This window comes from Anabaena subtropica FACHB-260 (assembly GCF_014697105.1).
GTDB classification, from domain to species: domain Bacteria; phylum Cyanobacteriota; class Cyanobacteriia; order Cyanobacteriales; family Nostocaceae; genus Trichormus; species Trichormus subtropicus.
On the sequence record NZ_JACJRF010000010.1, the window covers coordinates 69952 to 94550 of the forward strand.

The window sequence follows — 24599 nt, forward strand, 5'->3', positions numbered from 1 at the left end:
TGTTGTAGAGTCTGATGAGGTAATAGGTGAATTTTGCATCGAGCCTCAGCGCCTCTATATCTCTATTGTCTCTCAAACATAGATACACGAGTTGTAAATTAAGGTTTAGGTAACATTTTTTAGTATGAGTTTAAACTGAACCTTGTGTGAGTTACTGTAGCTTGATCAGTTTTCACAAATATCTACGTGTCTTTTTATACAAATATTTATGGCTGTTGCTTCACTGTAACTACTATTATGTGTGAATACAGTGAAAATTTGAGCTATGAGCGATCGCTCCAACTTAAAATACTGACACAGCCAATTCAGTTTGCTTTGTAACTCTGCCTTAATCTATTCTGATCAGAATCCCCAGTGAGTTAAGCTGTACCAAAAAAAATCTAGTATGGACAGCAATAAAAATCAGAATTTATCAGAAATACTCGCAATCATCGCTAAGGGTTGCCCTCGTTGCCATTCACCAGAGGTTGAGTATGGTTGCCGAGAAAATCAGTTTGAATGTTTTAAGTGTGGGTTTCGATGGGGTAAATAGTTACTCCTCTGGGCTGCTAGTATGCTCCTCATATTCCCTAATCTGGTAGTCAGTGCTTCGCTGCAAAAAGCGTTGAATGTCCCGCGTGTAGAATAAGCTTCTCTTAAATTTGTGATCAATCTTCTCGTTTATCTGTCCCAGAATCATTTGTAGTACGTCTTTGCGGTTAACATATTCTTGCTCATGGAGTTCAAACCGTCTTTCTAAATCGCTGATTTTTTGAGCATTACTAGCGTGAGTTTTCAGCGTCTCCTCAATTTGCGTTATTGAGATAGAAATTCTATTCATTTTGCTGATAACGCTTACCGCCAGCGTACCAAGAACAGAAACACTAACAAGTATCCCTAAAAATATACCTGTACTTTCAAGCGTTAATGTTATCCCTGGTGATGTTGGGGGATTAATAGCCACTATGGACTTTGAAGTATTCATTAAATTAATTATTTAGCAATTGATCTAACTTAAAGTTGATATTTCCAAATTCTTGAGTTAGCAATATTTCCTCTGATGTGTCATCCACTCCGATGTACTGCCAAACAGTTACCCCAGCACGAGGGAACCATTTAGGAACCCTGATACTAACAGCGTAAGACGTAGATATCTTCTGAAAAAGTATTAAATTAACTCGGTCTAAAAACAAAGGACGACCACTAACACTAGTCGCGTCCTGACCACCCCCGATGACAATACCTGTGCTAATTTTTTGATTGATGTATCCCGCAAATCTCCACACCGAATCATTCGGGACCTCAGTATCAACACTAACAGCCAGAATAAATTTATCTAAAACAAAAGGTACTACTATCTCAGGAATCGGATTAATTAAAGAAGTACCATTCTGCATTGGGACAGAGACAGCATTAATATTAGTTGAATAAATGCTTTCCCAATTATTACTATTATTTAATTCAACTACTCTCACCGTCTGATTATCCGTGAGAAATTACAAAATCAACGTGATCAGCAAATTCATCTAAAATTCCAAACGGATCGGGAATGTCGTAATACTCCATCTTGTCCAAGTATTCAACCGTGTCAATTTTCCCGGTTAACCAATCTCTACCCGCTTGATTGACGGCAAGCATACCCTGAAACTCAGCCTCAGAGCAGTTGCCATCAACGTCAACAGATAGCAGGTCAAGTGTGTCATCTGGAATCCAAATAATACCAGTGCGTTCTGCTATCTTGCTCATTAGCCCTCAGGTGTGAATCTGGCCCGATTCTTACCACTGTTTCCTTCGATAAAGGTGGCATAAGCTGATTCACCTTTGATAGCCAGGACGGCAGCGTCGTAAGCTTGCCCACCTGCATTTTGACCAAATGCACAGGTGACAGAATCTACATCTGGTTTAGAGTATGAAGCGCCAGTAATCCGACTATTTTTCTTGCCACCGGGTATAACAGCCGTTAAAGTTAGCTTGGCAAAATTAAATTTAGTCGTCTCAATCAGAATTGGCGTGGTTAATGCTGCAAATTCTGTTGCAGTGGTGGTGTAGTTGGAAAGCAATCCCCTGAGAACCGATGCTGTACCAGAACCTTGACCGGTCTGTCCGTCTTTAATCAGTCGAGCCGGTACATAAACTTTCGTGTTGCCAGCTGTGCCAAATGGTGAGACGTAACCTTTTTCTCTTTCTGTCTTCACCCGCTTGGTTTCATCGGTGATCAGAGCGTATGCAGCTTGTCTTTGGTCTGGAGTCATTGCCAGCCAAGCCTTATATTTATCAAATCGTGCTTTTCTGGACTCGTAGCGCTGGAGGTCTCTAAAACCCATGATTTTTATTGGTGATGGTTACAGTTTTCACCAACTCTAGCCCGTTAAAATCCTTAGAATTTTCCACCGAAACCTTATAGGTTTTTAGCTTTATTTTCTACAGGAGTTATTTATCTAACGTCAGGGATATTTGACTAATGACTGATTCCTGAGGGTTGTATCTATCAAAAATATAGGTGGTACAAGATTTCCCAAAGAAATGTAAGCGCTTCTAAATCGCAGGATTGCCACAGGTCGATAACGCCGATTTTGCACCTGTTTACCCAAAACCGTGACTTTACCTGCTGTAACCGTTGTTGTGCTGGGTTTGTCTGGGTCGTTGACGATCAGTTTGTCTGTTTTGAAGGGTACATCAATGACGTTGCAAATTTTTTGATAAATTTCCACACCCTCGGCACGACTATTGACTAACAAGTAATTACCTTTAGCAAATCCATTTTCCGGATCTGTGTAGGATGCTGATTTATTCCCCGTAGTGTAGGTTATGCCCCTACTGGCTGATAAAAACTGACTTTTAACCTCATTAGCCAGTTCTGTCATGTTTGCCTTGCTAATGGCTGGCTTGGAGCTACCGTCATCGTCTCCAGCTATGCAAGAGAATTTCATTAACCTAACTGATTTCTCATGCTGTATTGGTGATTCTTCAGGGGGTGAGGCTGATTCATCCTGAGTAAATACAAAGAATAATTGTGGATGACCCGCAACGCCAGGAGCATTATCAAACTTACTCCCATAAAAAACAGCTAAATTTTTACGTCCATAGCCGATAACATTGTAAAAAAGGTCTGACCGCATCCAAGATGCGTACACATTATCATTATCTAACGCACGACAAGCTAATTTTAGAGATGGTCTAACCCCTGATAAATCTCCATTGCCTTGAACATCTCTAAAATATCTATCAACCCGGCGATTGTGTTCTTGATTCCATGTTTTTTGTAGATGCTCAATATTGTCAAAGCCTTCTGGTAAATCTGTCATCAATCCTCTCCATCAAATAAATCTGAAAAATCAAAGCTTAATGGTTGAGATACAGTTTTATTTGTAGTTTCTTGGGCTTTTAGCTCATCTGGTTCTGGTGTTTCTTGAGGCTTATTCTCGGGCTTGTTATCTTCTTTAATGGCTTTAACAAAATCTGTAGATGCTGTTGTAAATTCAGTGGTGGCATTTAATATATCTAGTGGAACTTGTGTCACCATTTGAATCGTTGATGCTCCATTCTGCAATCCTTCTAAGAATTTAGTCACCCGATTAAATTTTGGTTGGGGGTTCATCCAGCCATAAGCATTCTCAAGGATAATTCCACCTTTTTTTAGAGCGTTTCCAATTCTTCCCGTGTAGGCTGCTATCAATTCATTTGCTTGTAGAATAGTTTGCGAGAGATTTAAAAAACTATTTAGTACATTAGTTGTAGCTTGGTAAATTCGATTTGCTTTAGCAAAAGCCTCTGACATTTGTTGATAATTCTCTGCACCTACAATTCCTTTAACTAAATTCTCTACAGTGCTATTTATTAACTGACTTACATCAATAGCGCTACCATTTTCGTCTTTAATTCCTATTAGTTGCAATACATTACCTAATGCACTACCAAGCGTTAAACCGATATCATTTGAAAGTTGGAAAGAATTATGTACTGTTGCTGCAAATGTAAGAATGTTAAGTAATTTATCGAGTTGTAACCATTTAGAAATTCGTCCTAAGTTCCCACTAATACCGCCGGGTACTTGGTCGCCCAGTTTGTTATTTATGATAGGCAATAAAGCTAAATCTGCTGCGTTACTAGCAGTATTCAAAGCATTAAGCACCGCATTTGTATTTTGATTATTGTTTCCAGATACAGCGCCTACAGCATCATCTATTGCTTTTTTACCGCATCCAGTTTGCAAATTACGACACATAGCCGCACCTGTGGCAGTTCCTATTTGATCTATCGTTGGAATGCTGGGTCTGATTAAATCAGCAGCCCTACCAGCTATTAACGGTATCCCGGCAATTGTGGGGATAATTGAATCAATTTTGGGTACTAAACTGTCTATTTTTCTCTCTACTCTGGTATCCACCGTTTCACGTTCCCTTATCTTTGTTTCTAGCGGTGTTATTCTGCTGTTTACTGTGGTTGTAATCTGTTGTGTTTTTGTATTTAATGCCTGTTCGTTGCTCCTGATAAATTCACTAAATCGTTGTTCGTTGTTGAGCTTTGATAGCCTGTCAAACTCTTTTAAGTCGGCATCAAACTTTTTACTAAGGTTGCTTAAGCTAAGGTCACGTATTCCTAAATCCTTAGCGTTCTGTGCAACAATTTCATTAAACTTTCTGTCCAAGTCATTCTTGCTAACTAGGTCAGGAAAAACATTTCTTTTATTAACGTCTTGGATTGCTTGATCTGCCTTACGTTCGGCACTAGCAGCAGTACCCGCAACAGCTTTGATACTATTCCCCAGCGTGATGTCAGTCGTCTGAAGGTTTTCTTGTTGCCTCAATACACCAGATAAAATACTGCCTAGCCTATCAAGTTGTTGCTTCAGTAAGTTGTTGTCACTTCGTATATTTGTTGTAACGCTGTTTTCAATTGCTCTTGTGTCAACTGGTGCAGGTGGTCTAATACTATTCACCTGTTGCCTCACAGAATTAATATCACTCTGCACCCTGCTAACTGCGCTATTAATAGCACTTTGTACAGTGCTACTCACGGCATTAGAAGTATTGGAAATACCTCTTAAAGCATCGGTAATTTGTGTTCTTATCGACTGCTGCACAGATGTTATTTCCTGCCTAATTTTTGTCGCTGTTCCCCTACTTTCAGCCAGTACATCATTCGTTCTCTTATTGGTAGCGACAATCTGATTTTCGATTATTCTCCTACCTTGCCTCACCTCATACAGTGCATCGTTAGCCTGTTTCTTTGCTTCCCTGACAACTGTGGTATTTTGGAATATTTGTTTTGCTTGGCTACTAAGTTCTTTATCTATTTGCTGTTTGTTGTTTGTTACCTGTTTTTGTAACCCTCTAATTTGGATGCTGTTATTGATGCCACGCGTGAAAGTACTCTGTAAATCAGCTTCATTTCGTTGACCATTTCTAAGGTCAATTTCTTGTACTTGCTCTGATGTCTTTACAGCTAATATTTGAATACCCGCAAAAGCCAACGTCGATAAAATGTTTACCACACTTCCCCAACGCGGATTAACTTCTTTCAATGCACCTTTTTTGAGAGCATCAGTGATTTTTTGAATACCTGATACTTTCTTGGTTTGTTCTACTACTTGCTTTTGTACTGTTTTAGTAATTCGTCCAGCTTGTCCATTATTAAATTTAAAATCCTCAATAAAATATTTACTACGCTTACCTATGTCTGTTAGTCCGTTAGCAAATTCCTTGCTTCCCTTAGCAGCAGTAAATATAGGTTTTAAAGGTTTTACGTTTTTTGATAATTCAGGTACTAACTGATTCATCATCCTAGCCACTTCTAAAAAGCTAGGTTTCGTCGGCACTGACATATTCTTTATCCTAGAAATAGTTGTCTTATTTGTTCCAACCCAGCTTTTAAAGCGTTCCCTGTTCCATCTAATACATTTATGTATCGCTCTATCGCCGCCAATCTTCTATTAATGCTGGTGAGGTCTGTTCTATTATTAGGTTGCTGTTGTCTCTGAGCGCGTTCTAGATTGCCCATCCTTTTTTTAAGGTCGTCAATCGCTTTTTTATTTTCTTCACAGCATTTATTTTGAGCATCTATTTTCTTGGCAAGATTGGCTAATGCTCTATCAATATCTTTGCATTCTGCCATTATTTACCACGCACCTTTGCAGCTAAATTGTTTATTTTTGCGGCTGTACCCTGACAAGGTATACAACAGTAACCTGGGTATTTATTAGATTTACATTCAATTTGGCCAGGGGGACAGTTACCGCAAGCTACCTTAAAAGGGATAGGGCATTTTCCACTAGCAGAAAAGATTAAGTCACCGTTAGTATTTCTTACCTCTAATCTACAAATATCCTCTGGTGGCTTATCTTCATTCGGTATAAGAATTTTCACTAGTTTTGGAGTATCGCCAGGATAATTACCCACTGCACTACCAGTAATCAGCGCTCCATTGCCATCTCTAAATTCTGCCGAATATTCAGCTATTTGTTGTCCATTGACGGTATTGATACTCCCTGTACCAGTTACTCTAAAAGCGGTCAGTTTACCTACAGCCCTAAATGGCATATCTTGTAAAGTTGTTCGGGGGTTCAAATTTGTGCTGAAGTTCCAAGCGTAAATTTCATCTTTTAGATTTGGGTTCTCTACGGGTACTACACTTACATCAATTGGTGATACTTCAGCATAAAAAATGCTATCTTCCTTATCACCATTAGCCCTATAAATAACCTTTGGCTTGTCGCCAATTTCACAATATAAACTCATGGTGTAAATGGTAGTGAAGGAAATTTAGATTTGATGGTTTGTATATTTGTAGAATGGTTGTTAGCTGATGGTGCTATATAGAACGGATAAACGAGTAACAAGGAAATATCACCCGCATACCTCTTGCCGTCATCAGCAATCCTGAATCTATCCCCAGGTGTGTAAGTATTGTCTGTTCTTACTCCCTTGCTGGTGTTGTTCTGAATTACTTCATAGTTGCCATTGGTGGCGTGGATGCTAATTAAATGGCTGCCAGTGGTGGGCATACCAGGTGGGTAAGCTTCAAATCTGGAACTTCTGAAAGTACCAAAATATCCTGCTCCATTCCCACTAAATCGCCAGTAATCATCACTACTTGTAGTTTTGATTAAGTTGTACTGGTCGTCATTGTTTGGAGTAAAAACAATGTAAAGTGTTGCGCCGGTTGTACCACCAAGAAACGGAGATAAACTTAATTCTTCAACACTTGCGCCTGAAAATCTAATAGTAGGCTTATCGTCTAAACCAGTCACAATTGCTGGAGTGTTAGTTACTGGTGTTACTACTCGATTATTTCCTGACGTATCCGTTAGGGAACCTTCAAGCAACAGAGAAGAACCACCCGCAAAGATGCCGATGGGATTCAATTCACTTTCTATCGGATACCACCCAATAGAATCATTTATATAAATCAATCTAAAGTATTTGTTTGTTCCTTGTAGCGCCAAGTTACTACTTTGGTAAACTATGCCGTTATATGGCTTACCTTGAGTATCAATGAACGCTCTACCTGAGATATTAAAAACCTCAATCTCTCCAATACTCACTAATGGTAAAGTTATCGTGATATCGCCAGATGCCGTATCGATTAATTTATCGTAATTACTGGCCGAGTAATTAGAGATTATTGCTTTCCATTCATTCTTGCCAGCTAGTTGATTAAACCTAGCTTTGCGATAGGTATTGTCTGTAATGGACTGAAACAAAAGCAGGTCAGTTTCAGTTGGCGACCCATCAGGAAAACTCTGTATCTGCATATTCTGTAAATTGATGAATTATTAAACTATCTCGCACAACATACAAGCCTAATCTTTGCTCTATATATCCCCTCCAAGGTTCCATTAATAAAGTTAGGTATAAGCTTGAATTGTTATAAGTTATTGTTCTCCATTGCGGGTCTGTTACTTTGTTTTCTTGGGGGTCTGTAAGTTCCCCTTGGAAATTCTCAAAAGCTTTTAACAGAATTGCTACTAATAAAGATTCGGACGTGTTACTGGCTGATGGAGTTAAACCCGGAAGGTCAGATTTAGCAATGATTAAAACCTGACCATCTTGAAAAACATTAACCCCGAATAGTTGAGCTAGGGTTAATTCCATGTTTAATAGTCGTCTGGGTCAATTTCGACTGTTCCGTAAGCTTTATCAAGTTCTACACTGATGGTATTTCTGATAAAAGTTTCGGTGTTTGCGCCATTAATTCTAGTAGTGAAGCTAGGAGTAAGAGAAAGGTCAACGAATACCGATTGGTCTAGATTGGTTTCTCTGTTAGCATCGGTCAAATTAACAGCAGCGCGTTTCAAAATACCAGTTAATAAAGCTTCTGCTGTATTGCTTGCACTAACTGTTAATCCTGGAAGATTAGATTTCAGTATCGTGATGGTGGTTGCATCTTGAGTTGTGCCTGCACCAAATACCTGTTCTAAAGTTGGTTCCGCCATTTTTCGGATTTTTAATTGAGGTGAATAAATCCGTTGTAAGCGTTAATTAAGAATCAGTAAATCTTCCAGTTTTATGTAAAACCAGAACTTACACCGATGGCGTGAAACTATTGATACATCTAGGATTAAGCAGGCTTTTGCTAATAGCTAAAAATAAAAATATTCCGGTTATACCTTTGCAGTAGGCTAAACCGGAACAAAGAGAAGGAATAGCTAAATGAAAAATAATAGGAATGGACAGTCATCTGTTATCACAGATTCTGATTATTCTAAAATTCGCAAGCAAATTAAAAGTAGAAAGTACAAATTACTTTTAGACCTTGCTTGGTACACGGGTGAAAGGTGGGGGGCTTTGGTGCAATTGACAATTGCTGATTGTTATAACCCGGATGGAACCCCCAGGAGTGAAATTACTTTTAAGGCTACCACTCGCAAAGCTGGACCAGATGGCAAGCGTCAAACTCGCCAAGTGCCGATTCATCCTGTTTTGGCTGAATCGCTGCTTAATTACACTACTGAGGATTCAGTTTGGCTATTTCCCAGTCGTGAAGGTGATAAGCCCATTTCTATTCGATGGGCTGATAAAATCTTACGCGCTGCTGTGGCGCGGGCTGGAATGGATGCTAAGGGAATCAGCACTCACAGCACCCGCCGGAGCTTCATCACCAAGTTACACGGCGCGGGGGTTGACCTTTACACGATACAGAGAATTACTGGTCATCGTGATTTGAAGTGTTTAGGACGTTATGTTGAAATTTCCGCCGATCGCATTAAGGGAGCTATCTATTCACTATGAATAAAACCGACTTGGTTTTATCCCTGGCCTATCTCATTGGCCAAATCCTTAACGGGGATATGGACGACCCGCAAACATTATCCAAGACTCTCCAAGGCATCACAGACCGCGCCTGGGAAGAATGCGAGAAGTTAGTACCACCCTCACTCAGAATTGATCCGTGAGTATATTGGTAACACGTCTAATTAGACTGTATAAGTTTTGGTACATTATGCGATCGCCCTCTGCGTTCATGAGGCGATCGCATTTTTCATGCTCCAAAAAACTATAGTTGCGACGAGTAGAGTGTGGAGTTATAATGCGGCTCTTTTGAGTTGGTCACGGATAAAAGGCCCTACAGGTTTGCCAAATCCTCTAACCTCCTTTTTAAGCCAGTACTGTCCTTCATGAATGGAACTGATTGATAGTATTTCTCCCTTATGCTTACCAATTAACACTTCAACGCGATCACCTGGGGCGAGTAGTGGCTCAGACATTAATAAATCGGAAAACGCCAGCCGGGGCTTTTTAAATGGATCACCGGCAACCGAGACATCAGCTTTTTTGACTGAAGGGTAAATCTTGTTTACCCTCACCTGTTTAGCTAATGAGCGCGACCAATAAACATTACCCTCAATAATTTGAGTGTTAGGAGGGGTGATCGCGGGTTGATCGGCGATCACCTCGCGATCACCTCCACGATCACCATCAGAATCTATATTTGGTAAGGCTTCCAGCCGAAGGTGATCGGGTGATCGTGAAAAATCACTATTGTTTTCTTCAATTTCAGATTTTTTTTCAAGCTCAAAAGTGTACTTAGCCCGATCACCTTCGGCTGTATCGACTGTGGTTATCACGTTTTTGGGGTGATCGTGGGGGGTGATCGTGGGGTGATCGTGGGGTGATCGGGGGTGATCGTCCCGTTTTTTTATACCATATTCAATTGATGGCTGTAATTCATTGTTGGTAATAGTTGCAGCCGTATTACGTAGAAAATCAGGGGTGATCGGGGGTGATCGTGGAGTCTGACCCCCGATCACCCTCATTCATTGCCAAAAAATAGAGGTTGGCTTTCCCCGGCTTACGTTCGACACTAATTAAGCCGTCAGCAGTCAGTGCAGACAAGCAGTTTCTTAAGTGTCCTTTGCTGTACTGAGTACGATGGGCTATTTCTTCTGTGGTGAATTTGATATTACGGTTGGCGGCGAAAAATTCTAGCAGTGCGTTTTTGGCAGATTGTTCAGCAGCGTCATATCCTTGCTCGTATTCTTCACCCAGGAAGGTGAAGGATAAATCATCCGGGCTGAAAATCATCCGGTACTTTTTGCCAGAGGAGCGCGATCGCGATTTATTAATTTCTAGGATGCGGTCATGAGGGGTGGAGGTTTCGCTCTTGTCCTTGGTCAATGTCCAAACTTCCGATACAGCATTTCTAATTGCTGTCGTTCCCCTTACCCCGCCGTCGCGGTTGGTGTGGTGAATAATCACAAATGTTGTGTTGTGCTGTGCGGCCAGCCCGGTCATTTCCAGAATGGGCCGGGCATATTCCATTTGTGATTCCTGGTAAGTCGAGAATTTGTTAGCCGTTGACAACGAATCGACCACAACGAAATCAGGTTTGAACTCGTTCAAGTCTTGGATGAGTGCTGGCATATTTTCAGCCGACCAACCAAATCGAACTTTTACAAATTTATTGATATCGGCTTCACCATAGCCAAGTGACTCCAAGGCTTGCAGCATATCCCCCGGCGACTCGTCCCCCTGGTAATAGAGAATTTTTCGCTTGTCCCCTGTTGAGTGAAATTGTCCAAATTTCTCACCCTGGATTAACACCTTACCTAGTCCATAAACTAGTTTGGTTTTACCAATGCCACCATCGGCAGCCAATAGAATTGTCGTGCTTTTGGGAATTAAGCCATTAACCAGCCATTCACGAACTGTAGAACCTGCAAGTTCCTTTAATTCCTCATAAGTGAGTAATTTTGTACACTGTGCGGTTAAAGATTTTAAGTAGAATAGCTCTAAAAATCCTGGTGAAACTGAGTATTCTTTGGCTAGTTCATGCAGTTTTAAAAATCTCAGTGAAGGTTCCGCACAGGTTGTATAAATCTCCGTTAAGTCGTTTAATAACCTGTCATGCTTCCATTTTTGATACTCATCTTTTGTAGGTGCAGGTATTTCTACAATTGATTTAACCTTATTTTGAGTAAGTTCTAAAACTTGCGGTAACTCTGTTTCTAAATCGTAGGCTGTCAAAATTGATTCATTGAGAGTTTTAATTAACTGTCTTCTAACAGCTTTATCAATCACATCTGCGGCTAATGCGTCAATATTTACAGAACTCACTGTTCTATCGACAATGGACGCTAGATTATTTTTTCCTACTCTGTTTAAAATCCTGTGGTCACTCAGCCAGCTAGTAACAGCTAGTAAATCAGTTGGCTTGTCATTCTTGCATAATTTAAGACAGGCTTGATAAATATCACGATGAACACTGACGTAAAAGTGTTCTGGCTTAAGCCTATCTTTGATAACAAAGATTGCATTTGGGTCTAATAATATACCCCCAATTATTGCTTCTTCAGCTTCTATATTATGCGGAGGTAATTTATCTTGCTGAGAGTTAAATTGTAGTTGAGATTGGGGGAATGTATAGATACCTTGTGTCATTTTTAATTTCCCCCTTTTGCACAATAAATGTTATGATTTAGTTCATCGAGGGCGACGAAAATTATTTGAAATACTAGATTCTTCCTGTTTTTCTTGGTATTATTCATCGGTATTATTTTTGCTTTTTATGATTCAGCACTCACTGCCGACAATGCTAGTGAGTGTTTTTTTTTCGGATTAATAACTATTTTTTCATCTATTCATCATCTGGTATTCCCTCTACATCAACTCGGAAAGATTTAGCGAGAGTTTTTAGAGACACGCCCAGCTCGCGAGCAAGAGCAACAGCATTGTCAAACCGGGGAATTTTTTTTCCACTCTCCCAGTCGCCAATAATGCGAATGCCTACGCCCATACGCTGGCTTAGTTGTGGCTGCGTGAGGTCAGCGCTTTCTCGAAGTGTCTTCAAGGTTGGAACTTCATTTCTTGAGTCTGGATTCATGTTAGCACTATCGTGCTAGCACTTTAATGCTTGACACTCTAAGTGACTTGCACTAAAGTGCTAGTTAAAGGGTAAACAAAATGGCAGGCTCAAAAAGCCTGGCCAAAATAGCTGGCTTGGGAAAAAGCCTGCCTTTTGCTAGTTTCTCACCCAGATGTAAAGCTGTCGTGATGCAGACTACCCAGCGCTGTGAAGATTTTCCACAGCCTGATGCCTAACAACTCCAAAAACAGACAGAGATAGCAGCCTGTAGCCCGTTGTGCTTAAAAACAAAGACCTGCTGTGGAGTTAAAACGCTCAAAGCCTTGATGTAAAAGGATTTCTTTCTTTTAACGCTAATCGACAGTAGCACTTAAACCCCACTAAACACGGTGCATAGTGGCACTATGACCCCACTATGCACGGACTATAAGCCGTGTATACAACCCTTATGCACCCACTATGGAAGCACTAGAAGCCACTAGTAACGGCGCTAAAGCCACACCTAAACCCACAAATAACCAAAAGGAGAACGACAAACAAAAACCAAAACGCCATTTACCATCCCTACCAAGTGCGGTTTCGGCCGCAGACATGAACGCTGTGGAATATTCGGGACTAGCTGACCGTACAGCTGTCGAATGGACATATCTAAAAAACTACGAGATGTTCAGCCTCAGCCCAGATGGTTCATTTCCCATGATGAAAGTCTCACGCTCTAAAGCCGTTCGCCTTGCCGACCGCGAGGTGATGATGGTCGGCGGCGGTCGATGCTTTCGAGTTTCCTTGTCTAACCACCCAAACAAAACAAGCCCTAGTTAGCGGCCAGGGCTTGTTTTGAATGATTCAACATCTAACAAAACTTTACCATGACAGAACACAGAGAATTAACACCCAAAGAACAGAAAGTAGTAGACGGATTTGAAGCGGCCAGACCTGGACTTGGTGCGATCGCTGAAAACAGCATCCGCAACAACGACCAAACCGGCTGGGCTGAAATCATTGCAGATACCCCAGAGGATGAACTGAAAGCTTGTGAGGGTTCATCGTCCAATTCCTTTATGTACAAGAGGTTGGGCTGATGAATAATAACCTTTACCAAGCTTCACTCAAAGCCTTAACTGAGGCGGGAGTACCCCAAGATGTCGCCGCTAAAGCCTCGGAAGTTGTAGCTAAAGATGACCCCTGCAAGGAAAATTTAGGCCGCACAACCCAAGACCAGCAAGCAGTAAATGAAGCAATGGACTGGTACAGGAGGGGCAATGGATAACCTCACCAACTGCGAAGCAGAAATACTAGACGCTATCACGTCCAGCTTTGACCCTCCCCCAGAAGCTGACCCCCAACCCCAAGAAACTGAAAATTCAATCCACAACTTCACCAAAATTCTGGATGAGGTAGGGGTATGAATCAACTGTTAGTTTTATTCATGTTCCTGCTTTCCCTGACATTTGCACTAATCGCACTCTCAAAGGATACCGATAAACCTATCCACCTAAAAATTGAGGTGCAGTATGGCAAGTGAATTAATAGAAGTTAAGCCAGTCACCGCACCCACCCCGGCTAAATCTGCCACTGGGGTATGGGTTGAACTTAAATTACCAGATGGCAATACCCTACTGCGTTACTGCGCCTGGGGAGTTGGGAGAGTCATTTTTTCAGCATCATTATTCTCAGTTAACGCCACCCGGTCAGCCCTCAAGATGGGTATTTGGCTTTGTGACGGAATAGAAGCTGGAGCTAAAAAACTACTCAAAGTCTACGACGCTCTACCATACTCTGGCGTACCAATGACTCAAGTTATTGAAGCTTCCGCCGTCGCCATCGATGAGCCATTAGAAATCATCACCGATATCATCACAGCTATTGAAGGTAAACAGGTGATGATTATCGGGGAAATGGGAACAGGTAAATCCACACTCGCCCAATACCTCGCCTATACCATTGGTGGACGCGTCCGCGTCTATGAGCCAGAGGGAACACCAACCGACTGGCAAGGCTTGGAAGTCATCGGTAAAGGTGAGAACTGGACGGCCATTGAGTTGGGAATGGCTGAGGATTTGGAAGATTTAAGTAATCAACTCAAGCTGAGAACAGAACGCGGTGATGCTGCTTTGGTTGGTACTGAGCGCGTGATCATCGTTGAAGAATACCCAGAACTTGTGACAAAGGTCACTTCATCTGGGGAATGGCTAGACCGTCACGCCAGACGCGGTAGAAAAGCAAAGCGTTTCACTGTACTGCTTTCGCAGTATGACCGCGTGTCCGCCTGGGGGCTTGAGGGTAAAAGCGACTTAGCTGATGCTTTCTACCGCATACGGTTGGGTAAAAAGGCTCAAGCCCACGCCAAAAGCCTTAAAAATAATGCCCTTGTGGAATGGTTAAAACTCGACCAGTCCCACTGTTTACTCGACGATATGCCCTGTAAACTCCCACCATACCGGGAGATGAAAGCCGCAGCGCTGCGCGCTGGTCAGACCATACCCCAACCATACTATGACAATGAAAATCACCATGAAAAAACGGTTGAAAATGGCTTCAAAAGCCCATCTGACAAGGGTTCTAGCGATTCCTTTTCAGAAAATGACCAGCTACTCTGGCGGATGATTCTCCGGCTGGGGAAGGGAAAAAGTGACTCAACAATCGTGACCGAGATTCTAGGCTACACCGGCGCTCGGTACGGTGAAGGTAAGGACATTTTAGAGCGATTAAGGAGGCAATTCGGGAGTTAATCAAAAAGCGATCGCGCTGTTGTGAAGTGCGATCGCTCATAATTATCAGTTTGGTTTAACTTGTAAAAAATAACACATTCATAGATATGACTGAAACAGAAATATTTAACAATATTCCCCAACCCGATCCAAGTTGGGATTATTACGAAGTCTGGCAAGCATTACACCTTGCTCAATCCAAAATTAAATCCGGAGTAAAAGTCATTCTCGGTCAAGAACAAGCAAACCATGACACTGATCAAAAACTCAAAGAAATACTAGAAGCCGTTGTAGAAGAACTAGAGCAAGTCATCGACCACAATTTATCAGCGTATGCCGATGAAGAAATTTATTAACGCCTGATGAGCCGATTATGGAAATTTATTGTCCTGTATGTGAGTGTCTACTTGAAGAATTTATTGATGAAATGGAGGTGGTTTATATATGCCCAATTTGTAGTTATTCAACTGATGGAGATGAATATATAGAACTAGAAACGCCTGAAGAGCCGGAATAACTCGCCGGCGAAACGTGACCCGTGTCACGTCGCGGTCTGAGTCCAAATCAACCGCACAGCACAACAGCCAGTAACTTAGGGCTTTTGATCAGAATCAAGCTTAAGGCTTTCTTATATTCGTAAGCTCGGTTTCTGGTTGTGTACTGTCCTTATCCCTGTTACGCCGCAGTTCGCGCTGCGGCATTGCCTTGAGAGTGAATAAAGCTGTTATGGCTTACGGGTGATTCATAGGCTGTGACATTGGGATACTCAACGAACCACCCAGGAGGACAACTAAATGATCAAAGTTTTAGGCCTTGATGTCAGCAAGGCCTCGGTTTCGGTTTGTCTGCTAACAGAAAAACCTAATTTACCACGTCAATTTTATTACGAATGTCAGTTTTACAAGTTCAGTGCCAATAGTGCGGGAATTAAAAAACTTTTGGAACTGAACGCTGACATTGCACTCATGGAGCCGACCGGCTCAAATTATTCTAAATTGTGGGGTACACATTTAGCCCGCGCCGGGGTTGAGGTGCGGTTAGTTGGGCATAAAGAATTAAAGAATTACCGTGACTCACATTTAGGATTACCAGATAAAGATGATGATGCGGATTCCTTAGCTCTGGCGTGCTACTACTTTGACTACCACGACGATAAACGTCGCTTTGTCCAAATTCGAGATTTTACGATCGTAAAAATTCGTGAGTTAGTTTTGCGACTGGCACACCTTAACCGCGTGCAATCCCCAATTATTAACAGATTGCGCCAGGACTTATCGTGGCAGTTTCCTGAAGTTGCGTTGGTTAAATCAAAACGTCGCCTGGATGGTGATGATGTCCCTTTGCTGTGGGGATGGCTGGCTGAAGAACGCAAAAGCACCCGTTACGAGCGACTTTATCAAAACACCGCCGGACTTGGTATTGATGATAAAGTGCGCTATCATGCCGGGCGGCTGTGTAACCTGCAACGTGAAGAAATTGCCATTGAGCAAGAATTAAAAGAGTTGCTTGCTGATGCCAGGTTTGACCCATATCGTGAAGTTTTCCACAGTTTCGGTTTTGGTCAACGACTAATGGCTGTTTTAATTTCCCAAATTTACCCAATATCAGGATTTTTAGGTGAGGACGGTAAACCCGAAGTGAAGATACGCCAGGGGCGAAATTCTAAAAAGCCCACCAAGCGCCATTTGTCATTGCGGCGATTTCAGAAAGCACTAGGCGTTGCACCAACACTAGAAGCATCGGGAGACAAGCGTAAAACCAAAGTCGTTGGCGGTTCTGATTTGTGTAGGCTTTCTCTGTGGCAATGGATATTTACTCGCATTGAACCAAAGCGATCGCGTCTCAAGAATGAAATTGGTAAAAGTTTGGGTGAAAAGCTGGACGCTGAAAAAGCAGCCGGCCGGCCCGTCAAGTTGGTAAGAATGAAAATTGCTGCTATTGGGTGTCGGCTGTTGTTTCGGGAACTGGTGAAGGTTTTAACTGTTGACTAATGACTAATGAAATTTACAAAGGTTACAAAATCCAGGTTGATTACAAACCTTTAACAGATACTTGGAGTTATCAGATTTATTACTCAGACAGAGATAACCCGCTCAGTGAATCTGGCTGGAACACTATGGAAGATGCTTTTAACGTTGCTTATGAATGTATTGATTGGTTGACCAGTCCTGATTACTGTGACCTTGATTATCAAGACATAAGGGAATTTCCAGACTTTCAAGGCTAACCGTTATTTACTAGAGTGAATATAAACAAAGATTAAGACAAGTAACGCCCAGAAGGACATGATAAATATATTGGCTGAAAGCTTAACTGAGATTGGGAGTAGGTTACAAATTGATGGAACGCTAGTAAATGCCTGCTGGCAGTTTGCAATTTGGGGATTCTTCTCCCTACTGCTAGCGGAGATATTGAGAGACAGTTACCACGCATTGTGTCACCAAGTCAATTGGCTCAGTAAATGGCACAACAAGCATCATGCAGCATATCGTCGGGATTTGTCGATAGTCTCCCTCAAAGCTTATCAAGAATCCCAACTCTATCACGACATTTTAGAGTCGAGCCTATTGCTAGCCGTATTGATCATAATTGCCTTAATTGTCCAACAAACTGGGCTATGGCTGGGAGTAGTTTATGCTTGTACATTCTTGTTTGGCGCATCCCTGCGGTATTTCCAATGCTCAATTGAAACAGACTACAATCACCTACCAGGGCCTTTAGACACAGTTCCTTCTGTGTGGTGGGTAAATAGGACTTATCATTGGCGGCACCATTTTGACGATGTTGACGCTTATTATAGTGGTGTATTTTCCTTGGTAGACAAGATATTGGGAACAGGACTTTCTCTAAAAGGTAAAACCGTTGCTCTCACTGGTGCGTCAGGTGCGTTGGGACAAGCTTTGACAGCGCAATTGCTCCAGCATAATGCGAAGGTTGTAGCTTTAACTACTAACCCAGATAAACTAATAAGTGATGGTAGGCTAAAAGTAATTGCTTGGGAGTTAGGTAATGAAGCCGAACTTAAAGCAAGTTTAGAAAAAGTAGATATTTTGATCATCAACCACGGAATTAATGTTTATACCAGTCGCACACCACAAGCAATTGACTCTTCCTATGAAGTGAATACTTTTTCCGCATTGCGACTAATGGATATATTCTTAACAACGGTGACAGGGCCACAAGCAAAAGCCACTAAAGAGATTTGGGTAAACACATCTGAAGCGGAAGTATCTCCGGCGCTGAGTCCGCTTTATGAACTCAGCAAACGCACATTAGGAAATCTTGTGACTCTCAAGCGCTTAGATGGAGACTGTGTAATTCGCAAATTAATTCTTGGCCCTTTTAAAAGTCAACTAAATCCTTATGGAGTGATGTCAGCACCACAAGTAGCTCGTGCTATTTTGTTTTTAGCACGTCGAGACTTCCGCAATATTATCGTCACGGTCAATCCTCTTACTTATTTATTTTTTCCATTGAAAGAAATTAGTACTTGGTTTTATTACCGAATTTTTAGCAAGACAGCTAAAAAAGAAAATTTGGCATCTTAATTTTTGATTCATGAGCAAAAATAATCCCGAATTTATAAATTCGGGATTCTGAAAAAAATAACTTTTAGTAACTCTATAATTAACTACCCATTTTTAATCAAAGAATAAATTAAATTTAAACAGTTAATTCAAAAATATATTTGTATATTCATAATTCATTGGATATATCTTCAATATTTACCTTGAATTCATCAACAACCTATATGCGTTTACCTATTGCTATTAGCTTGGGATTTCTCTTGTCTTTGAGCATCACTATTCCAGTTATGTCTCAATCGACTATGCAGATAGAAGAATCAAACTTGCGTCAGAATTTAAATTTAAGACGATTAATCTTTAATCGCCAATTATGGGATAGCAAAAATATTTCTAACTACCGCTATAGATTGAGCAACAGTTGTTTTTGTTTACCTGAAGCGAGAGGCCCAGTAGTCATTGAAGTGCGTAATGGTCAGACTATTTCTATTACTTCTGTGAATCCTGATCAAGTAATTAATCCACAATTTTTCCAACAATACAGTACAGTTCCTAAACTTTTTAATGTGATTCAGGATGCTATTAAACGTCAAGCATTTAGCTTAAATATCAGTTACGATCATAAATTTGGTTATCCTACTGAAATTAGTATTGATTATAACAGTCAAATAGCTGATGAAGAATTATTTCTGACAATTGAGAATTTTGAAGTACTTCCATAAGCGTTAGGATTTTTCTATCCAGTCATCTTCTAGTATTTGATAGTAAATTTGTTGTAAAGTAATGCAGGCATTTAAAGCCATGAGTCAATTGGTTAAACAATAACTTGGAAAATTTATGGCAGAACCAATTCGCATTCTCTTACAGACTACTATCGCTACAACTGAAGATGACTGGAGTATCTTTCGTTTTTCTCTATTGCAAGATTATTTAAAATCTATTCAAGATGAATCAGGAAAACCGTTATTTACAGTTGTAGCACGCGATCGCACATCAGATGCCAGAGGTGATGACCCTATTTTAGGTACACTAGATCAATCAGATTTTGACGAACTCTGGCTATTTGCTCTAGATACTGGTGATGGTTTAACAGACAAAGATGTGTCTGGGATTAACGCCTTTAGAAAAAGAGGTGGTGGAATCCTGACAACAAGAGATCATCAAGATATGGGTTGTTCCATGTGCGGCTTGATTGACATTGGTGCAGTCCATTATTTTAATACCAAAAATCCCGATCCTGATGATTCTCGCTGGAATCGTGACGATCCACATACAACACATATTTCATGGCCTAATTACCATTCTGGAGCCAATGGTGACTATCAAAAAATTATCCCTGTAGACCCTGTTCATGAACTTTTATATAACCCTAATTCACCTTCTGGGTTGATTGAATTTTTTCCGGCTCATCCCCATGAAGGTGGTATTGGAGTACAACCAAATAATCTGAATTCGCAAGTAATTGCATTAGGAAAAAGTCTTGTCACCAGTCGTAATTTCAATTTGATTGTAGCAATTGAACATCATACAGATGTACAAAAAAATCGCCTGGGAAGGGCAATAGCTACTTCCAGTTTCCATCACTTTGTTGATTACAACTGGGATATTGAAAAAGGTTGTCCTACGTTTGTTGATGAAGCTCCAGGAGACGGTATGACAAAAGAGCCTCGCGCTTTAGAAGATATACAAGCTTTTGTGCGGAATGCTGCTTTGTGGCTAGCCAGGTGAGTAATTATATTTCAACCAACAAAAAAAAGGTTTGGCTCACCACCAAACCTCTTTATAAATCCAGTGCATAACAACATCCCGAAATAATTTACCTGTTATTTTGAGGCGATCGCATCTTCCTATAGGATGTATCTAAATGTCAAAAAAGCTGATATTACTCAATCATAGTATTAATAATTACATTTACGACAATTTAATCTATCTTTTCCAAATGTATCCCCAAAAAAAGACGGGTTTTACCCCGTCTAAATAGCTTGAAAGTGGCAATACACCTTGGACTCCGAAAAATAGGAAAAATAAAATTTATATAGATTGTAAGGAAGACTTATGATAACAACAAGAACGGTGATCTATGCCGTGTCGAGGATGTTAACCATATCAATACTTACAATTCCCATTAACTTATCACAGGCAATTTTGGATCAGTTGCCAAAATGCCAAAATCTCAAAAATAAAATATTTCTTTTGTGGGCTTTGTCATATTTTAGCAAGTACTTGGTGATTTTTAGAACTAGTTAAGACACAGGTATAATTCATTATCTCAGTAAGTAAAAACCGAAGAAACACCCAAGCTTAGGTAATACCCCTTTCCCTTAACCTCGAAAACTGGTTTATTTTGAACTGTTCATATTTCCCCAGTCCCATATACTTATACCTAGCTCAACTACAAATACTCATTTGTCAGTTTGTCGATTTGAGAGAAGTTTGGTAAATAAAAGATAGCTTACATAGTTAGCTTTTGTTCCATACTTAATACCAAGCATTGTGAGTGCTAAACGTCTGCCAGAAACTACTGCCCATGTCAAAATTACCCGCCAATCCTGGCAACACGGCTTCCTAGAAGGTGACGTGTGTGCTGGTGACTTTGAGTGGCATTTCCAGTGGCATTTCCGCCGAGGAGAACTTTTGGTGAAGCCTTCTCAAGGTCGAGCTTTAATTAAAGAACCTCTCGGTCGCTTCTTGGAACAGCAAGATTATCAGCTAGAACCAGGAGGCGACTATGCTTTTAAGATTCGCGCACAATTGTGAAGAATGGAGAATGGGGAGCAGGGGCAATACGGTTCGGTTAACAGAGTTATCTGTTGAGGCGAGCAGGGGGTGCAGGGGGAGAATAGAAGCAGGGGAAGAGAAATTGCTTAATCATAACTCTCTTCCCTCCCCTGCCTCCCCTGCACCCCCTGCTTATCCGAACCGTATTGGGAGCAGGGGGAGAAAACGAATGACTACTGACTATGGACTAATGACTATTAACCATTAATTGACTCGGTGAGGCGATTTAAATATCGTTCGATTAAGAGGATGGCGACAATATCATCTATTGGGCGTGGAGGCTGGCGCATTCCCTGCGGTAGTAGCTTTGTTAGTCCTTTGGGGGGATACATCTGCCAATAGCGATCGCGTGCCTCTAAGGTACTATAACGCTCGTCTATTAATACAATATTGAATGGTTCGACTAATTCTTGCTGTAGTTGCTGTTTCCAACGTTTGGCTGTGGTTTGGTTCCCCATGACTAGCATGGAAATGGGAAACTGTTCCCTGAGTGTGTTAATCACAGCGATCGCTTCTAGGGAAGAGACGACTTGATGATAGTATAATTGCCGATCCAATCCCATCACGGCTAAACCACACTTATCTTTACCAGGGTCAAAGCCTAAAATAACTGGTTGTGTTGGAGAAAATTCACTAAAAGTCATAATAAATGCAAAATTAATTATTCAGAATACAAATAAATTTGATAATTATATTTAGTTAATAAAGGTTTTATAAGTTTTTCTCATGCTTTAATAGACCACTTTTTCATTCTCCCTGCTCCCTACTTTCTGGGAGTTATTTAATATGTTTAATTTTTAATTGATTTCTCCCAATTTTTTTAAGTACTCAAAATAACTTTGCCATTTTGGATTGCTACTAATCTTACTCTCAATGGCCCAGATGTATAAGTGTCTTCGGCGGCGATCGCTTTTATTTCTATTGGTTGATCTAACTGACGCAACAAGGAAACAAAGCGCAGAAAAGTACCATCTATTTGCACACTTTCCACGATTCCGGCATTCCTAGCACGAAATTGAGAGGCGGAAATTAATAAGTCTATCCGTTGTCTGAGTTGATAAGAGGTCATACTACGAGGATCGGCTGTAGTTGTAGCCAAAATTTCACTTCCAGAAAATACCAGGACATTTCTAGCTGTATCAGCAAAAAATTCTATTTCCTTTTCTCCTCTGACATAATTACCAGCAGAGAATATTCTCACTACATATTCTCGACCATCATTAATTTGCTGAATTAGCTGCTCAATCCTATCGGGAGTGATGCGTAGCAGTTCTGTACTTGCTGAATTTGCGCCTGGTTCACTTAATTCTAGATTGGCGTTGCGGTTAGCTTCTTGCAGCAGTTGCAGGATTATCTGACGCGCAGCCGCAACTTGGTTGATGCGAACTACACCTGAAGCCAAAACTTGACCGCGAACTAAGGCAAGTTTACCCAAACGCAAGTCACGGTATGACTGGTAATATTTTTCCAGTCTAGATACTTCCTGCTCTAAATAATCCTGTTGTTTTTCTAACTCTTTTAGTCTTACTTCACGCTTGGCGATTACGTCTTCTCGTGCGGTAATTTCCCGGTTGCGATTTTGAATTAGTTTATCCAGTTGCGAAATTTTTTGATCGCGCTGTTCGACTGCTTGTTGACGGTTGGCTAGTTCGCGGTCACGCTGTTCTATGGCTTGTTGGCGATTAGCTATTTCGCGATCGCGCTGTTCTATGGCTTTTTTAGCTTCAGCATATAGCCTTTGGCGTTCTGCCTTTAGTTGTTCAACAGCTCCTTGGAGTTCTTGTCTTTGATTGTAAACGCTTTGCAGTTCAGCGATCGCTTTTTGATATTGTGTGACTACTTGTCTAAGTCGGCTTTGCGTGCGCTGGAATTGTGCTTGGGTTTGCGCTAGCTCTTGTTGTGCTTTTAATTTTTCTTTTTTGGCTTGTTCTCGCTGAGTTTCTACCTGTCTTTTTTCACTTCTGGTAGTTTCTAGCTCTTGATTAACTTTGTTGCGCTCAATTTCTACCTGAGTTCTTTGCTCTTCTGCGACTTTTAACTGTTCTCTTTTTTGCCTGAGGTCTTTTTGAATATCCTCTAACTCAAAAACCCCTTGTCGCAGTCCTTCATCAGCAATAAATAAAATTGCTAGGGTAGTTGCTGAAACCAAACTACCTGTTAAAATTGTTACCAGTACAGCCGTATTTTTGGGGCGTAGATTAAATAGAGAGAGGCGTGCTTTGCCAACTCTTGTACCGATGCGATCGCCAACAGTGGCAATTACACCTCCCAAAATTAAAATTGCTGCTATGAGGATGTACCCGGTGGTCATCTTCAGCTACCGAATTGAGTCCAGATACAGCCTACTACTTTCAATCATTATTTGTGGAGAGTGGGAGGGTGGCAATAGCTGAAATTACTCAAGATTTTCGATTTACTTCCAACTATGGGTGTTATTTACAGAAATATAACACGTGCCACCAGCCCTGACTCCAATTGTTTTATGTGAACTGTCTGCTGAGAGTCACAGGTTTATGCACAGTAATCTTCTTTTTGTGGATGGAAATCATCTTTTTCTCACGCAAATCCCCTAGTAACCGAGTAACAGTAACGCGAGTAGAGCCAATTGCTTCGGCGATCGCTTGATGAGATAGCTTCAGATCAATTGTGATGCCATCCGCACAAGGCACACCAAAATCACGACAGAGAATTAACAGAAAACTCACCAACCTCGAACCCATGTCTCGGTGAGCTAAAGTTTCAATCATCATCTCTGTTTGCAGAATCCGCGAAGATAGACCCCGCAGCATCAACATCGATAATTCAGGATTTTCCTTGAGTGCTTGCTCAACTTGTTCAATTGGTGCAGACAACAATTCTACTGGAGTAAATGCCACTGCATGGTAAAACCGATCAGACTTGTTTCCTGTCAGCAAAGACAGGACTCCAAAAACGCTATTTTCCCGTAGTAGTGCTACTGTAATTTCTTCTCCTGCCTCGTACACCCTGGAAAGTTTGACAGCGCCTTTCAAAAGAAAGTAAACTCGCTCGGCAGGATCGCCAGGAAAAAAGATCGTTTTATTGCGTTCAAACGTTTCAACAACCGGAGGAAAAGCTCCCGTTGCCATCTGACGAAAAACATTTGCTAGGGCCTTATCTTGTGTCACGATCATCTCCCTTCCCCTACCCAATGCCGGAATAACAAAAACTAAAAACTGATTACCTAAGAATACACCTGAAAAATCAATAAAGCACCGTTAACCATTCTGTACTTTCCTATACTCAAACGTACAAAATTATGGTTATTTGTTCATAATGATACCCGATT

The 24599-nt window shown here is 41.0% G+C and carries 32 protein-coding genes; 14 read left to right on the plus strand and 18 right to left on the minus strand.

Features of this window, described 5'->3' with window-relative positions; all coding sequences use genetic code 11:
* Positions 1-532: 532 nt before the first annotated feature.
* The 11 genes from H6G18_RS08320 to H6G18_RS08370 form a co-directional block, all read right to left on the minus strand.
* A complete protein-coding gene (locus H6G18_RS08320; RefSeq protein WP_190406622.1) occupies positions 533-964 on the minus strand; it encodes a hypothetical protein in 432 nt (143 codons plus the stop codon).
* A 4-nt stretch (positions 965-968) separates the two neighbouring features.
* Positions 969-1454 (minus strand): hypothetical protein, encoded by a 486-nt coding sequence (locus H6G18_RS08325; protein ID WP_190406623.1) that lies wholly within the window; start codon positions 1452-1454, stop codon positions 969-971.
* Between the two features lie 7 nt (positions 1455-1461).
* A complete protein-coding gene (locus H6G18_RS08330; protein ID WP_190406624.1) occupies positions 1462-1725 on the minus strand; it encodes a hypothetical protein in 264 nt (87 codons plus the stop codon).
* Positions 1725-2303, minus strand: a complete 579-nt coding sequence (locus H6G18_RS08335; RefSeq protein WP_190406625.1) for a hypothetical protein — start codon at positions 2301-2303, stop codon at positions 1725-1727. The genes H6G18_RS08330 and H6G18_RS08335 overlap by 1 nt, the downstream gene beginning before the upstream one ends.
* Before the next feature lie 120 nt (positions 2304-2423).
* The gene (locus tag H6G18_RS08340; protein WP_190406626.1) at positions 2424-3284 is read right to left on the minus strand and encodes a hypothetical protein; all 861 of its coding nucleotides are present in this window, start codon (positions 3282-3284) and stop codon (positions 2424-2426) included.
* Positions 3284-5803 (minus strand): hypothetical protein, encoded by a 2520-nt coding sequence (locus tag H6G18_RS08345; protein WP_190406627.1) that lies wholly within the window; start codon positions 5801-5803, stop codon positions 3284-3286. Before H6G18_RS08345 ends, H6G18_RS08340 begins: the two co-directional genes overlap by 1 nt.
* A gap of 5 nt (positions 5804-5808) precedes the next feature.
* A complete protein-coding gene (locus H6G18_RS08350; RefSeq protein WP_190406628.1) occupies positions 5809-6093 on the minus strand; it encodes a hypothetical protein in 285 nt (94 codons plus the stop codon).
* Positions 6093-6716, minus strand: coding sequence for a hypothetical protein (locus tag H6G18_RS08355; RefSeq protein ID WP_190406629.1), 624 nt, complete (start codon positions 6714-6716; stop codon positions 6093-6095). Before H6G18_RS08355 ends, H6G18_RS08350 begins: the two co-directional genes overlap by 1 nt.
* Complete coding sequence (locus H6G18_RS08360) at positions 6713-7732, minus strand: hypothetical protein (RefSeq protein ID WP_190406630.1); 1020 nt, start codon at positions 7730-7732, stop codon at positions 6713-6715. The genes H6G18_RS08355 and H6G18_RS08360 overlap by 4 nt, the downstream gene beginning before the upstream one ends.
* Positions 7710-8072 (minus strand): hypothetical protein, encoded by a 363-nt coding sequence (locus tag H6G18_RS08365; RefSeq protein ID WP_190406631.1) that lies wholly within the window; start codon positions 8070-8072, stop codon positions 7710-7712. Before H6G18_RS08365 ends, H6G18_RS08360 begins: the two co-directional genes overlap by 23 nt.
* Positions 8073-8074: 2 nt before the next feature.
* Entirely contained in the window at positions 8075-8413 is a 339-nt protein-coding gene (locus tag H6G18_RS08370) for a hypothetical protein (protein WP_190406632.1), read from the minus strand.
* A gap of 217 nt (positions 8414-8630) precedes the next feature.
* Here H6G18_RS08370 and H6G18_RS08375 point away from each other — a divergent pair, with 217 nt between their 5' ends.
* A complete protein-coding gene (locus H6G18_RS08375; RefSeq protein ID WP_190406633.1) occupies positions 8631-9209 on the plus strand; it encodes a tyrosine-type recombinase/integrase in 579 nt (192 codons plus the stop codon).
* Positions 9206-9373 (plus strand): hypothetical protein, encoded by a 168-nt coding sequence (locus H6G18_RS08380; protein ID WP_190406634.1) that lies wholly within the window; start codon positions 9206-9208, stop codon positions 9371-9373. The genes H6G18_RS08375 and H6G18_RS08380 overlap by 4 nt, the downstream gene beginning before the upstream one ends.
* A 129-nt stretch (positions 9374-9502) precedes the next feature.
* Here H6G18_RS08380 and H6G18_RS08385 read toward each other — a convergent pair whose 3' ends face one another.
* The 3 genes from H6G18_RS08385 to H6G18_RS08395 all read right to left on the minus strand — a co-directional run bounded on the left by H6G18_RS08385 (position 9503) and on the right by H6G18_RS08395 (position 12300).
* Positions 9503-10234, minus strand: a complete 732-nt coding sequence (locus H6G18_RS08385; RefSeq protein WP_206757209.1) for a hypothetical protein — start codon at positions 10232-10234, stop codon at positions 9503-9505.
* A complete protein-coding gene (locus H6G18_RS08390) occupies positions 10185-11858 on the minus strand; it encodes a DnaB-like helicase N-terminal domain-containing protein (protein ID WP_190406636.1) in 1674 nt (557 codons plus the stop codon). The genes H6G18_RS08385 and H6G18_RS08390 overlap by 50 nt, the downstream gene beginning before the upstream one ends.
* 196 nt (positions 11859-12054) lie before the next feature.
* The gene (locus tag H6G18_RS08395; protein WP_190406637.1) at positions 12055-12300 is read right to left on the minus strand and encodes a helix-turn-helix domain-containing protein; all 246 of its coding nucleotides are present in this window, start codon (positions 12298-12300) and stop codon (positions 12055-12057) included.
* Positions 12301-12380: 80 nt separating this feature from the next.
* Here H6G18_RS08395 and H6G18_RS08400 point away from each other — a divergent pair, with 80 nt between their 5' ends.
* Positions 12381-12518, plus strand: a complete 138-nt coding sequence (locus H6G18_RS08400; RefSeq protein ID WP_190406638.1) for a hypothetical protein — start codon at positions 12381-12383, stop codon at positions 12516-12518.
* A 210-nt stretch (positions 12519-12728) separates the two neighbouring features.
* On the opposite strand, the gene H6G18_RS08405 is transcribed toward H6G18_RS08400, so the two are convergent.
* Positions 12729-12875 carry a hypothetical protein gene (locus H6G18_RS08405; protein ID WP_190406639.1) on the minus strand — a complete coding sequence of 49 codons (147 nt, stop codon included), beginning with the start codon at positions 12873-12875 and terminating at the stop codon, positions 12729-12731.
* 273 nt (positions 12876-13148) lie between these two features.
* On the opposite strand from H6G18_RS08405, the gene H6G18_RS08410 reads away from it, so the two are divergent.
* From H6G18_RS08410 to H6G18_RS08460, 11 genes are all read left to right on the plus strand, one after another.
* Positions 13149-13361 carry a hypothetical protein gene (locus H6G18_RS08410; protein WP_190406640.1) on the plus strand — a complete coding sequence of 71 codons (213 nt, stop codon included), beginning with the start codon at positions 13149-13151 and terminating at the stop codon, positions 13359-13361.
* Positions 13361-13549 (plus strand): hypothetical protein, encoded by a 189-nt coding sequence (locus H6G18_RS08415; protein ID WP_190406641.1) that lies wholly within the window; start codon positions 13361-13363, stop codon positions 13547-13549. The genes H6G18_RS08410 and H6G18_RS08415 overlap by 1 nt, the downstream gene beginning before the upstream one ends.
* Positions 13542-13688 (plus strand): hypothetical protein, encoded by a 147-nt coding sequence (locus H6G18_RS08420; protein WP_190406642.1) that lies wholly within the window; start codon positions 13542-13544, stop codon positions 13686-13688. The genes H6G18_RS08415 and H6G18_RS08420 overlap by 8 nt, the downstream gene beginning before the upstream one ends.
* A gap of 105 nt (positions 13689-13793) precedes the next feature.
* Complete coding sequence (locus H6G18_RS08425; protein ID WP_190406643.1) at positions 13794-15011, plus strand: hypothetical protein; 1218 nt, start codon at positions 13794-13796, stop codon at positions 15009-15011.
* Between the two features lie 86 nt (positions 15012-15097).
* A complete protein-coding gene (locus H6G18_RS08430) occupies positions 15098-15346 on the plus strand; it encodes a hypothetical protein (protein WP_190406644.1) in 249 nt (82 codons plus the stop codon).
* Between the two features lie 438 nt (positions 15347-15784).
* Complete coding sequence (locus tag H6G18_RS08435; RefSeq protein ID WP_190406645.1) at positions 15785-16981, plus strand: IS110 family transposase; 1197 nt, start codon at positions 15785-15787, stop codon at positions 16979-16981.
* Positions 16981-17217 (plus strand): hypothetical protein, encoded by a 237-nt coding sequence (locus tag H6G18_RS08440; protein WP_190406646.1) that lies wholly within the window; start codon positions 16981-16983, stop codon positions 17215-17217. Before H6G18_RS08435 ends, H6G18_RS08440 begins: the two co-directional genes overlap by 1 nt.
* 58 nt (positions 17218-17275) lie before the next feature.
* A complete protein-coding gene (locus tag H6G18_RS08445) occupies positions 17276-18538 on the plus strand; it encodes a bifunctional sterol desaturase/short chain dehydrogenase (RefSeq protein ID WP_190406647.1) in 1263 nt (420 codons plus the stop codon).
* Between the two features lie 203 nt (positions 18539-18741).
* The gene (locus tag H6G18_RS08450) at positions 18742-19236 is read left to right on the plus strand and encodes a DUF6174 domain-containing protein (RefSeq protein ID WP_190406648.1); all 495 of its coding nucleotides are present in this window, start codon (positions 18742-18744) and stop codon (positions 19234-19236) included.
* A gap of 115 nt (positions 19237-19351) precedes the next feature.
* Positions 19352-20242: a hypothetical protein gene (locus tag H6G18_RS08455; protein ID WP_190406649.1), complete on the plus strand. Its 891-nt coding sequence runs from the start codon at positions 19352-19354 to the stop codon at positions 20240-20242.
* A gap of 765 nt (positions 20243-21007) precedes the next feature.
* Positions 21008-21271, plus strand: coding sequence for a DUF3146 family protein (locus H6G18_RS08460; RefSeq protein WP_190406650.1), 264 nt, complete (start codon positions 21008-21010; stop codon positions 21269-21271).
* A gap of 218 nt (positions 21272-21489) precedes the next feature.
* On the opposite strand, the gene H6G18_RS08465 is transcribed toward H6G18_RS08460, so the two are convergent.
* The 3 genes from H6G18_RS08465 to ntcA all read right to left on the minus strand — a co-directional run bounded on the left by H6G18_RS08465 (position 21490) and on the right by ntcA (position 24444).
* A complete protein-coding gene (locus H6G18_RS08465; protein WP_190406651.1) occupies positions 21490-21936 on the minus strand; it encodes a pre-16S rRNA-processing nuclease YqgF in 447 nt (148 codons plus the stop codon).
* A gap of 176 nt (positions 21937-22112) precedes the next feature.
* Positions 22113-23603, minus strand: coding sequence for a DUF3084 domain-containing protein (locus H6G18_RS08470; RefSeq protein WP_190406652.1), 1491 nt, complete (start codon positions 23601-23603; stop codon positions 22113-22115).
* Positions 23604-23772: 169 nt separating this feature from the next.
* A complete protein-coding gene (gene ntcA, locus H6G18_RS08475) occupies positions 23773-24444 on the minus strand; it encodes a global nitrogen regulator NtcA (RefSeq protein WP_010998529.1) in 672 nt (223 codons plus the stop codon).
* Positions 24445-24599: the final 155 nt, after the last annotated feature.

Excerpts from the sequence above, each read along its gene's own strand:
- H6G18_RS08425 (WP_190406643.1), top strand. The coding sequence starts at position 13,794 with ATGGCAAGTGAATTAATAGAAGTTAAGCCAGTCACCGCACCCACCCCG.
- H6G18_RS08435 (WP_190406645.1), top strand. The coding sequence starts at position 15,785 with ATGATCAAAGTTTTAGGCCTTGATGTCAGCAAGGCCTCGGTTTCGGTT.
- H6G18_RS08390 (WP_190406636.1), bottom strand. The coding sequence starts at position 11,858 with ATGACACAAGGTATCTATACATTCCCCCAATCTCAACTACAATTTAAC.
- H6G18_RS08380 (WP_190406634.1), top strand. The coding sequence starts at position 9,206 with ATGAATAAAACCGACTTGGTTTTATCCCTGGCCTATCTCATTGGCCAA.
- H6G18_RS08445 (WP_190406647.1), top strand. The coding sequence starts at position 17,276 with ATGATAAATATATTGGCTGAAAGCTTAACTGAGATTGGGAGTAGGTTA.
- H6G18_RS08455 (WP_190406649.1), top strand. The coding sequence starts at position 19,352 with ATGGCAGAACCAATTCGCATTCTCTTACAGACTACTATCGCTACAACT.
- H6G18_RS08350 (WP_190406628.1), bottom strand. The coding sequence starts at position 6,093 with ATGGCAGAATGCAAAGATATTGATAGAGCATTAGCCAATCTTGCCAAG.
- H6G18_RS08430 (WP_190406644.1), top strand. The coding sequence starts at position 15,098 with ATGACTGAAACAGAAATATTTAACAATATTCCCCAACCCGATCCAAGT.
- H6G18_RS08400 (WP_190406638.1), top strand. The coding sequence starts at position 12,381 with ATGGCAGGCTCAAAAAGCCTGGCCAAAATAGCTGGCTTGGGAAAAAGC.
- H6G18_RS08440 (WP_190406646.1), top strand. The coding sequence starts at position 16,981 with ATGACTAATGAAATTTACAAAGGTTACAAAATCCAGGTTGATTACAAA.
- H6G18_RS08360 (WP_190406630.1), bottom strand. The coding sequence starts at position 7,732 with ATGCAGATACAGAGTTTTCCTGATGGGTCGCCAACTGAAACTGACCTG.
- H6G18_RS08355 (WP_190406629.1), bottom strand. The coding sequence starts at position 6,716 with ATGAGTTTATATTGTGAAATTGGCGACAAGCCAAAGGTTATTTATAGG.
- H6G18_RS08375 (WP_190406633.1), top strand. The coding sequence starts at position 8,631 with ATGAAAAATAATAGGAATGGACAGTCATCTGTTATCACAGATTCTGAT.
- H6G18_RS08405 (WP_190406639.1), bottom strand. The coding sequence starts at position 12,875 with ATGTCTGCGGCCGAAACCGCACTTGGTAGGGATGGTAAATGGCGTTTT.
- H6G18_RS08410 (WP_190406640.1), top strand. The coding sequence starts at position 13,149 with ATGACAGAACACAGAGAATTAACACCCAAAGAACAGAAAGTAGTAGAC.
- H6G18_RS08470 (WP_190406652.1), bottom strand. The coding sequence starts at position 23,603 with ATGACCACCGGGTACATCCTCATAGCAGCAATTTTAATTTTGGGAGGT.
- H6G18_RS08385 (WP_206757209.1), bottom strand. The coding sequence starts at position 10,234 with ATGAGGGTGATCGGGGGTCAGACTCCACGATCACCCCCGATCACCCCT.
- H6G18_RS08450 (WP_190406648.1), top strand. The coding sequence starts at position 18,742 with ATGCGTTTACCTATTGCTATTAGCTTGGGATTTCTCTTGTCTTTGAGC.
- ntcA (WP_010998529.1), bottom strand. The coding sequence starts at position 24,444 with ATGATCGTGACACAAGATAAGGCCCTAGCAAATGTTTTTCGTCAGATG.
- H6G18_RS08395 (WP_190406637.1), bottom strand. The coding sequence starts at position 12,300 with ATGAATCCAGACTCAAGAAATGAAGTTCCAACCTTGAAGACACTTCGA.
- H6G18_RS08415 (WP_190406641.1), top strand. The coding sequence starts at position 13,361 with ATGAATAATAACCTTTACCAAGCTTCACTCAAAGCCTTAACTGAGGCG.
- H6G18_RS08340 (WP_190406626.1), bottom strand. The coding sequence starts at position 3,284 with ATGACAGATTTACCAGAAGGCTTTGACAATATTGAGCATCTACAAAAA.
- H6G18_RS08320 (WP_190406622.1), bottom strand. The coding sequence starts at position 964 with ATGAATACTTCAAAGTCCATAGTGGCTATTAATCCCCCAACATCACCA.
- H6G18_RS08420 (WP_190406642.1), top strand. The coding sequence starts at position 13,542 with ATGGATAACCTCACCAACTGCGAAGCAGAAATACTAGACGCTATCACG.
- H6G18_RS08345 (WP_190406627.1), bottom strand. The coding sequence starts at position 5,803 with ATGTCAGTGCCGACGAAACCTAGCTTTTTAGAAGTGGCTAGGATGATG.
- H6G18_RS08335 (WP_190406625.1), bottom strand. The coding sequence starts at position 2,303 with ATGGGTTTTAGAGACCTCCAGCGCTACGAGTCCAGAAAAGCACGATTT.
- H6G18_RS08465 (WP_190406651.1), bottom strand. The coding sequence starts at position 21,936 with ATGACTTTTAGTGAATTTTCTCCAACACAACCAGTTATTTTAGGCTTT.
- H6G18_RS08370 (WP_190406632.1), bottom strand. The coding sequence starts at position 8,413 with ATGGCGGAACCAACTTTAGAACAGGTATTTGGTGCAGGCACAACTCAA.
- H6G18_RS08330 (WP_190406624.1), bottom strand. The coding sequence starts at position 1,725 with ATGAGCAAGATAGCAGAACGCACTGGTATTATTTGGATTCCAGATGAC.
- H6G18_RS08365 (WP_190406631.1), bottom strand. The coding sequence starts at position 8,072 with ATGGAATTAACCCTAGCTCAACTATTCGGGGTTAATGTTTTTCAAGAT.